12 protein-coding genes are annotated in these 8350 nt (G+C 69.5%); 4 read left to right on the top strand and 8 right to left on the bottom strand.

Features of this window, described 5'->3' with window-relative positions:
- Positions 1 to 83: 83 nt before the first annotated feature.
- The 4 genes from NS334_RS15920 to NS334_RS15905 are packed head-to-tail and all read left to right on the top strand — an operon-like array spanning position 84 to position 2263.
- Positions 84 to 458 carry a response regulator gene (locus tag NS334_RS15920; protein ID WP_058756932.1) on the top strand — a complete coding sequence of 125 codons (375 nt, stop codon included), beginning with the start codon at positions 84 to 86 and terminating at the stop codon, positions 456 to 458.
- Positions 459 to 478: 20 nt separating this feature from the next.
- Positions 479 to 919, top strand: a complete 441-nt coding sequence (locus tag NS334_RS15915) for a chemotaxis protein CheW (protein WP_058756931.1) — start codon at positions 479 to 481, stop codon at positions 917 to 919.
- A gap of 37 nt (positions 920 to 956) precedes the next feature.
- Positions 957 to 1958, top strand: coding sequence for a chemotaxis protein CheB (locus NS334_RS15910; RefSeq protein WP_058756930.1), 1002 nt, complete (start codon positions 957 to 959; stop codon positions 1956 to 1958).
- Positions 1955 to 2263: a hypothetical protein gene (locus NS334_RS15905; protein WP_058756929.1), complete on the top strand. Its 309-nt coding sequence runs from the start codon at positions 1955 to 1957 to the stop codon at positions 2261 to 2263. Before NS334_RS15910 ends, NS334_RS15905 begins: the two co-directional genes overlap by 4 nt.
- Before the next feature lie 189 nt (positions 2264 to 2452).
- Here the strand turns inward: NS334_RS15905 and NS334_RS15900 are convergent, their stop codons facing one another.
- The 8 genes from NS334_RS15900 to NS334_RS15865 form a co-directional block, all read right to left on the bottom strand.
- On the bottom strand, positions 2453 to 3016 hold the full coding sequence (locus NS334_RS15900; protein WP_058756936.1) for a DUF1993 domain-containing protein: 564 nt from the start codon (positions 3014 to 3016) through the stop codon (positions 2453 to 2455).
- 217 nt (positions 3017 to 3233) lie between these two features.
- Positions 3234 to 3794 (bottom strand): 30S ribosomal protein S9, encoded by a 561-nt coding sequence (gene rpsI / locus NS334_RS15895; RefSeq protein ID WP_083500549.1) that lies wholly within the window; start codon positions 3792 to 3794, stop codon positions 3234 to 3236.
- A complete protein-coding gene (rplM, locus tag NS334_RS15890; protein ID WP_083500548.1) occupies positions 3794 to 4273 on the bottom strand; it encodes a 50S ribosomal protein L13 in 480 nt (159 codons plus the stop codon). The genes rpsI and rplM overlap by 1 nt, the downstream gene beginning before the upstream one ends.
- Positions 4274 to 4405: 132 nt before the next feature.
- Complete coding sequence (locus NS334_RS15885; RefSeq protein ID WP_058756928.1) at positions 4406 to 5176, bottom strand: hypothetical protein; 771 nt, start codon at positions 5174 to 5176, stop codon at positions 4406 to 4408.
- Positions 5173 to 6213, bottom strand: coding sequence for a COX15/CtaA family protein (locus NS334_RS15880; protein ID WP_058756927.1), 1041 nt, complete (start codon positions 6211 to 6213; stop codon positions 5173 to 5175). The genes NS334_RS15885 and NS334_RS15880 overlap by 4 nt, the downstream gene beginning before the upstream one ends.
- A gap of 272 nt (positions 6214 to 6485) precedes the next feature.
- A complete protein-coding gene (locus NS334_RS15875) occupies positions 6486 to 6989 on the bottom strand; it encodes a CinA family protein (RefSeq protein WP_058756933.1) in 504 nt (167 codons plus the stop codon).
- On the bottom strand, positions 6986 to 7690 hold the full coding sequence (locus NS334_RS15870) for a prolyl hydroxylase family protein (protein WP_058756926.1): 705 nt from the start codon (positions 7688 to 7690) through the stop codon (positions 6986 to 6988). Before NS334_RS15870 ends, NS334_RS15875 begins: the two co-directional genes overlap by 4 nt.
- A gap of 56 nt (positions 7691 to 7746) precedes the next feature.
- On the bottom strand, positions 7747 to 8350 hold a 604-nt coding region (locus NS334_RS15865), incomplete at its 5' end, for an RcnB family protein (protein ID WP_153002774.1).

Below are 8350 nucleotides of genomic sequence, written 5' to 3'. Positions count from 1 at the left end.
CCCCGCCGCCTCCGCCACCCGCGTCGCTCGGCGACGTCGAGTTCTTCTGAGATGACCCGAATACTGCCCAGGAGCCAGTGCCAGTGACCAAGACGATCATGACCGTCGACGACTCGCCCAGCATGCGGATGCTGTTGCGTGCCGCGCTGACCGATCTCGGCTACAACGTCGTGGAGGCGGAGGACGGCGTCCATGCGCTGGAAACGCTCGCCACCTTCGACGAGGAGGACGAACCCGACCTGCTCATCACCGATATCAACATGCCGCGCATGGACGGGTTCGGGCTGATCGAGAACGTCCGCGCCGACGGCCGCCGCACGCTGCCGATCCTGGTGCTGACCACCGAAAGCTCCGACGAAAAGAAGCAGCGCGCGCGCCAGGCCGGGGCGACCGGCTGGATCGTGAAGCCCTTCCACCCCGAAAAGCTCGCCGCCGCGATCCGCCGCGTGCTGCACTGATTTCCACGAGGAACCCGCCCATGTCCCGTCAGCTCATCACCTTCCAGCTCGGCGACCAGTATCTCGGCGTCGATATCATGGCGATCCGCGAAATCCGCGCCTGGTCGCCCGCCACCCCGCTGCCCAACGTGCCCAGCCATGTGCGCGGCGTCGTGAACCTGCGCGGCGTCGTGCTGCCGGTGCTCGACCTGCGCCACCGCCTGGGCTGGGGCATGACCGATCCGACCGCGCGCCACGTCATCATCGTGGTGCGGATCGGCGAACAGTTGCAGGGCATCATCGTCGACGCGGTGAACGATATCGTCACCGTCCAGACCGAGGATATGCAGCCGCTGCCCGACATGGGCGACACGGCCGCGCAGCAGTTCCTGGACGGGCTGGCCACCATCGACCAGCGCCTCATCCTGGTGCTGGCGCTGGAACGGCTGGTGGAGCGCGCCGCCATGGCGGATGCCGCCTGATTACCGTCAGTTTATGCGTTTAGTTTAGGACAGGATCATGGCTGGAACAAAAGTACTGGTGGTCGACGACTCGTTGACCATGCGCGCCCTGATCTCCGGTGCGCTGGAGCGCATTCCGGGTGTGGAGGTGGTCGGCATGGCGGACGGCGCGGCGGAAGCGCGCGAGCTGGTCGCCAGCGCCCGCCCCGACGTGATGACGCTGGACGTCGAGATGCCGGGCATGAGCGGCCTCGAATATCTGGCCGAGATCATGGACAGCAAACCGATGCCGGTCATCATGTTCTCGACCCGGACGCAGGACGGCGCGGCGGAATCGATCGAGGCGCTGCGGCTGGGCGCGATCGACTGTTTCCCGAAGCCGCGCGTCGCCGCGCCGGCCGAACTGGACGCGATCATCGCCAAGCTGGCCAAGCGGCTGAAGGCGGCCAAGAAGGCCGAACTGAAGCCGAAGAGCGCGCCGAAGGCCGCCAAGTCCCCGCCGATCGACTGGAACGGTCGCCTGCTGCTGGTCGGCGGCGACGCGTCGAGCACCAAGTCGATCTTCGACCTGTTCGCCGGCTTCCCCGCGAACTGCCCGCCGACCGTGGTGGTACAGCATCTGGGCGCGGGGCTGGTGGAAAGCATGGTCGAGAAGCTCGCCGAACAGGTCGCGCCCAAGGTGGTCGTGGCGACCGACGGCATGAAGCCGGAACAGGGCACGATCTATCTCGCCCCGCACGGCGACGCGCATCTGGTGATCGACAGCTGGCCGAACGGCACGTTGCGGCTGCTGCCCAAGGATCCCGTCGCGGGTGAGCGCCCGTCGATCTCGCTGCTGTTCGCCTCGGCGGCGAAGGCGGCGGCGGCCAATGCGGTCGGCGTGCTGCTGCTCGATGCGAACGAGGACGGCGCGGGCGGGCTGCGCGCAATGAACGCGGCCGGCGGCTATGCCTTCGCACCGGCCGAGGGCGGCGGCTTCACGCTGACGCGCGGCATGGTGTCGCAGCCGGTCGCGACCGACGCGCTCGTCACCAACGTCATGAAGATGTGCTCGAAATGAGCGCGCCGGCGGGGGAGTTCGTCGCGGCGGCGGGTGTCCCCCGCCCCCTGGCCCGGGCGCTGGCGGCCGAGCTGGTGCTCGCGTCGAGCATGCTGGCCGATCTGGCCTATGACCTGGGGAGCGACGGCGACACGCTGCGGCGCCACATGGGCAGCCTGCAACGGATCGACCATATCACGCAGATCCAGCTCGCGATCGCCGAGCTGCTGCGCGACAGCGACACCGGCGGCGACATCGGACAGGTGACGTTGCAGGACATGGCCGACCGGCTGCGCGCGTTCCTGGCGGAGGGCGGCTCGGCATAGACGGGCGCCTCCGTCCTTCCCGCGACGGCGGAAATCCGGGGCCTTCGACATCGCCTGTCGCGCCCGGGCGACGACGTGGCTCCCGTTCCCAGCGCGCACGGGTCCGCGCGCCTGGTGGACAGCGAACCTCCGGCCGATGGTCGCAGCACGATCGCGGCGAGACGGGACCGCGCCCTCCGTCGATCGCCCCTAGGTTGCGGCAGTCGTCCCCGGCCGCAGATAGGCGAACATGTGCGGCACATAATCCGCCTTGCCGATCGCCACGCCCCGATGGCGGAGGATCGCGTAAGCGGTGACGACATGGAAATAGAATTGCGGCAGCGCCCAGTCTCGTGCGTATTGTTCGCCCGTCAGGTCGAACGTCAAGCCTCCCGGCAACGCGATCGTGATCGGGCGCTCGGCACCGGCATCCAGCGCATCGTCGGGCACCTCCGTCAGGAAGGATAGCGCGTCCTGCAGCCGGATCATGGCATCGGCGATCGTCCCCGGGGCGTCCGCGGCGTTCCGCCCTTCCGCGGCGATGACCTCCAGCCACTCGGGGAAAGGTTCGCCACGCAGCCTGAAGATGGCTTCCTGCGCCTGGAAGGCCGCAAAGCGCACCTGCGCCGCGAACGGAAGCATGTCCGCCGCCAGCCGCGCCGTCAGCAGGCTCTCCGCCCGATCCGGCAGCTGCTTCTGCGCCGTGTCGATCAGGCCGGACAGCGTCTTCAGCATCTGCCGGTAGGTGGGCAGGAGCAGATTCGTCGGCGTCATGGTCTGGACGATAGGTGAGAACAGCGACGACATGGTGACAGGATCACCGCCCATCGCGCGGGCCCCCTGTCGCCAGCCACCCCGTCCTCAGACGAAAAGAGCGGCCCGTCGCCGGACCGCCCCTTCGTACCATCGGCTGGTGCGCCACGCCGCCGGACATCGCCGCCGGTTGTGGCCGCTTCCCGGACCGCATCGGCAGTCCGGGACCGCCCGTGTCTTAGCGCTTCGAGAACTGGAAGCTACGACGCGCCTTGGCGCGGCCGTACTTCTTACGCTCGACGACGCGCGGATCGCGGGTCAGGAAGCCGGCCGCCTTCACCGGAGCGCGCAGCGCGGGCTCGTAGCGGGTGATCGCCTGGCTGATGCCGTGCTTCACCGCGCCGGCCTGACCCGACAGACCGCCGCCCTTGACGGTGCAGATCACGTCATACTGACCTTCGCGCTCGGTGATGCCGAACACCTGGTTGATGACGAGACGCAGCGTCGGACGCGCGAAATAGACTTCCTGGTCGCGACCGTTGATCGTGATCTTGCCCGAACCCGGCTTCAGCCAGACACGGGCGACGGCGTCCTTACGACGGCCGGTCGCATAGGCACGGCCGTACTTGTCGATCTCCTGCGCACGCAGCGGCGCGCGCTGCACCGGCTCCTGCACGTCGCCGGCCAGATAGGCCTCGGCGGAGGTGGGGGCGGTGGTGTCGGCCTGCTCGACCGCGGTCTCGCGCTGCTGCTGGAGAGCGGCGCCCAGATCGGAAAGCGACTGGCGGTTGTCGGACATTATGCGCCCACCTTGTTCTTGCGGCTCATGCCGGCGATGTCGAGGACTTCCGGGTTCTGCGCCGCATGCGGGTGCTCCGAACCGGTGAAGATGCGCAGGTTGCGCATCTGCTGACGGCCCAGCGGACCGCGCGGGATCATGCGCTCGACGGCCTTCTCCAGAACGCGCTCCGGGAAGCGGCCTTCCAGCACCTTGGCGGCGGTGATGCCCTTGATGCCGCCGGCATAGCCGGTGTGCTTGTAATAGACCTTGTCGGCCAGCTTGTTGCCGGTGAAGCGCACCTTGTCGGCGTTGATGACGATGACATTGTCACCGCAATCGACGTGCGGGGTGAAGCTGGTCTTGTGCTTGCCGCGCAGCACGTTGGCGATCACCACCGCCGCACGACCGACCACGAGGTCGGTGGCGTCGACGATGTGCCACTTCTTTTCCACCTCATGCGGCTTGGCCGACTTGGTGGTCTTCATCAGCGCCTTCATGGTGCCTGGTGACCTTCATATTCGCGTCGAAACAGAAAGGACGCGCCACCCCGCCGGGTGTGCGCGCCGATGGCGGCCCAATGCCGTGCGGCCCCGCCAATGTCAAGATTTGCGCGGCTTTGCTGACGGGTATTATGATACCGGCGCGGGCGTGAGGGTAATACGGGTCCGCGATCCGACGCTGCGTCCCGACGCCTCCAGTCGCTGGTCGTCCCGCTGCTCGACGACCAGTCCGCTGCGCCGATCGACCACGCGCATGCGCCGCAGCCGGCGCACGCCGATCGTTCCCTGCGCCGTGGCGGTCGTGGTGACGACGATGCGCCCGCCATCGCGCGCGACCGTTTCCTCGCCGGTCATCGCCATGGCGGGGCCGACACCCTCCGCCGGCAGTGTCACGGGGCGCGTGCCGGCGACCCGGTCCGCGTCGTCGGGGGCCAGCACCGCCAGCAGCGGCCCCGCCACCACCTGCAGGCGCTGCGTCGTCGTGGCGCCATCGTGCAACCGCCACAGCGCTTCCCGCAGCGCGGGGTCAGTGGCCGCTTCTGTGATCCCGGCGCGCAGCCGTCCCCAGATCGCGTCGAGATCGCGGACCGCGCGCGGTTGCCCCGCGCGGTCCAGCAACACCACCAGCGGCGCCCCCGCCATCGCGCGCGCCAGCGCCGCAAACGCGCTGTCGGCCTGGCTATCGCTCGCCGTCTCCAGCGTGACCAGCGCGCGATAGCCACCGTCCGCGTCGCGCGTGAACACGACCTGCCGCGCGCTGACGAACCGCCGCGTCCTCCCGCCCTCGTCACGCTCCTCGACGCGCGTCAGACGATAGGGGGAGTCCCGTCGCGGCGCGAAGCGCGCCTCACCGGTGCCGGCCGCCAGCAACGCCGCCAGCGCCAGCCCGCGCGCGATCACGCGCGGCGGAGGCTGACGGCGTGCGCGGCGACGACGGTGGCGATCAGCAGCAGCGCGGCATTGGCCTGATGCGCGACCGCGACGACGATCTCCACCCCGCTCAGCAGCGTCGCGATGCCCAGTGCGATCTGGAGGCCGACCAGTCCGACCAGCACCGCCGCCACGCCCCCGGCCCGCGCCGCCCGCGCGCGATAGGCCAGCCACACCAGCGCCCCCGCCGCCGCGAATGCGATCCAGCGGTGGAGGAACTGGACGACGATCGGATTGTCGATCGCGTTGCGCCACGCCGGCGTCACCATCGGCACGTTGGCCGGGAACAGCGCGTCGCCCATCAACGGCCAGCTCGAAAAGGCATAGCCGGCGTCCAGCCCGGCGGTGAACGCGCCGAACACGATCTGCACGGCCAGCGCGCCGATCGCGAGCGCCGGACCGACACCCAGCCGCGCCGGATGCGCCAGCGGATTGGCGGCCAGCGCCGTCAGGTCGCGCGCGGTCCAGACGATCCCGCCCAGGATGAACAGCGCGGTGCCCAGATGCGTCGCCAGCCGCAGATGGCTGACGTCGGTGCGCACCGACAGGCCGGATGCGACCATCCACCAGCCGATCGCGCCCTGCAATCCGCCCAGCGCCAGCAGCGCGGTCAGCCGCCAGCCGTAACCGCGCGGGATCTGCCGCTTCACCGCGAACCAGACCAGCGGGATCGCGAACGCCAGCCCGATCACCCGCCCCAGCAGGCGATGGACATATTCCCAGAAGAAGATCGCCTTGAACCCGGCCAGCGTCATGCCGCGATTGAGCTGCTGATATTCCGGGATACGCTGGTAATTGGCGAATTCGGCCTGCCATTGCGCGTCGTTCAGCGGGGGCACGACGCCGCTGATCGGCTTCCATTGCGTGATCGACAGCCCGGATTCGGTCAGCCGCGTGATCCCGCCGACCACCACCATCGCGACGATCAGCGCGGCGACGACATACAGCCAGCGCGCGATCGCGGCCGGACGGGTCGAAAGCGAAAAACCGGGGCTGGCCTGAAGCATGGGCTCTTCTACGACCCGCGCGGAACGAAGGAAAGCGGCTTGCGGGCGGTGGGGATCGACGTTCACATCCGTGAACGGGCCAGGACCTCCGCGAGGATCGCCTTGCCCACCCCACTCGGCACGTCACCCCGCACCTGTTCCGGGGTCCACTCTTCGACCCGCTCATCCGCGTTTTGGTGTGCGGCGCCGTGGATGCCGGAACAAGTCCGGCATGACGAGGGGACGTTTGCAAAGGGCACGAACCCGTCCGACAGACGGAAGCGACACCCCCGCTACGCCACCGCGCGCTCCAGCAGCTCCAGCGCGACCTTCAGCGCCGCACCCCGCACCGCCCCGCGCCCCACATCGCCGAAATGACACTCCCGGTGCCATGTCACGCCGTCGCGACGGCGACAGGCGAGATGAACCAGCCCCGGCTCGTCGCCCGGCGCACCCGGCCCGGCGAAACCGGTGATCGCCAGCGCGACATCGCCGTCGGAATGCCGCAGCGCGCCCTCCGCCATCGCGCGTGCGACATCCTCGCTCACCGCGCCGCAGCGGTCGATCTGCTCCGCCGCGATGCCCAGCAACTCGCACTTCGCCTTGCTGGAATAGACGACGAAGCCGCGCTCGAACGCATGGCTCGCTCCCTCGACATCGGTCAGCAGCGAGGCGAGCAGCCCGCCGGTGCAGCTTTCGGCGGTGACGATCGACAGGTCACGCGCGCACGCCGCCTCCAGCACGCGCGTCGCGGCGGCGACGACCGCGCCGGGAATGGCGTCGAGCGGCTCGGTCACGATGCCGCCCCGTTCGCGCGCGGCCGACGTCCCCACGGCGCCTCGCGAAACCATTTGGTGATGATGTATTTGGTGCCCTCCAGCACCGCCATCCCCTCGTGCAGCGTCGCGATATTGGGGCTGCCGTCCGCCGCCATGTTGTTCCACGCCAGCAGCATCCCTTTGCGCGGCGCGACCCGCAGCCCGCCCTTCGGGAACCAGGTCGCGCCGCCCTCCTCCACCTCGTTGAGATAGATCATCGCGGTGAAGGTACGCTGCCCGCCATTCTCGCGCATCGCCGGCCAGTAGCTTTCGGCCTCGTGGAAATAATCGTGATGCGCGCGGAACAGCTGGCCGGGCGCATAACGCTGCCCCTGCATCGTCTCGCCGAACTCGGGCGCGATTCCCAGCGACGCGGCGATATAGGCGTCGATCTGGCGGATGCCATCGGCGGAACGGTCCATGTCGCAACTGTCGCTGGTACGGCTGCCCGGGCCGCCACGATCGCTGAACAAGGTCGACGGGCGGCGGTTGCCGTCGATCACCTGCACCAGCCAGTCGCAATTGGCCGCGTCCAGAAAATCGACGCAGCGCCATGCCGCGACATCGTCGCTGGGCAGGCGCTGCATGCGCGGATCGGCATCGAGCCGCGCCGCCACCGCCGCGCCGATCGCGGCACGCGCGGCGGACGGGTGGCCGGGGGGCTGGGTCGTAATCGCCATGACCCTGCCGGTGTCGCGCGCCGCCGCGCGCGATTCAAGTGACCTGCGTCAACCCGTCACTCGAAGATGCCGTAGATCACGTCTACGACCGTCCCGTCCTCGATATCGACCAGCAGCGCGTCGTTATAGTAGCGCACCCAGCGATACGGCTCGTCGGCGTCCGGCAGGCGATAGGCCCAGGGATCGTAGATCCAGTAGCGCGGCGTGTAGAGCATCGGCGCCAGCGGCACGCCCAGCCCGAACCGCCGATAGCCGCCGTCCCAGCCGTAAGGCGCGTAATAGCGCGGCAGCCGGAACAGCGAGCGGCGCTCCGCCCGATAGCCGCGCCAGTCGTAACGCGGTTCGCGCCGCCACTCGCGATCCCAGCGCTGGTCGCGCTCCGACCGCCAGATGCCGGGCGACCCCGGACGACTGAACCCGAAACGCGCGCGCGGATCGTCGCGCTCGCTCCGCCAGTCGCCGGCGGGCGGCGGCGGGCGGCGCACGCCGTCCCAGCGGCGGCGATCGTCCCAGCGTCGCTGATCGTCGGGCACCCCGCGCCAGTCACGCCCGGCCGGAGGCGGCGGTGCCACGCCCGCGCGATCCCGCGGCGGCGGTGGCGGGGCCATCCCCGGCCCGCGATCCCCGCGCCCGTCCCGGTCCCAGCCCTTATACCCATCC

The organism is Sphingomonas endophytica, from assembly GCF_001476895.1.
In the GTDB taxonomy this organism is placed as follows: Bacteria; Pseudomonadota; Alphaproteobacteria; order Sphingomonadales; family Sphingomonadaceae; genus Sphingomonas; species Sphingomonas endophytica_A.
This window is presented reverse-complemented; position numbering and strand designations above follow the sequence as displayed.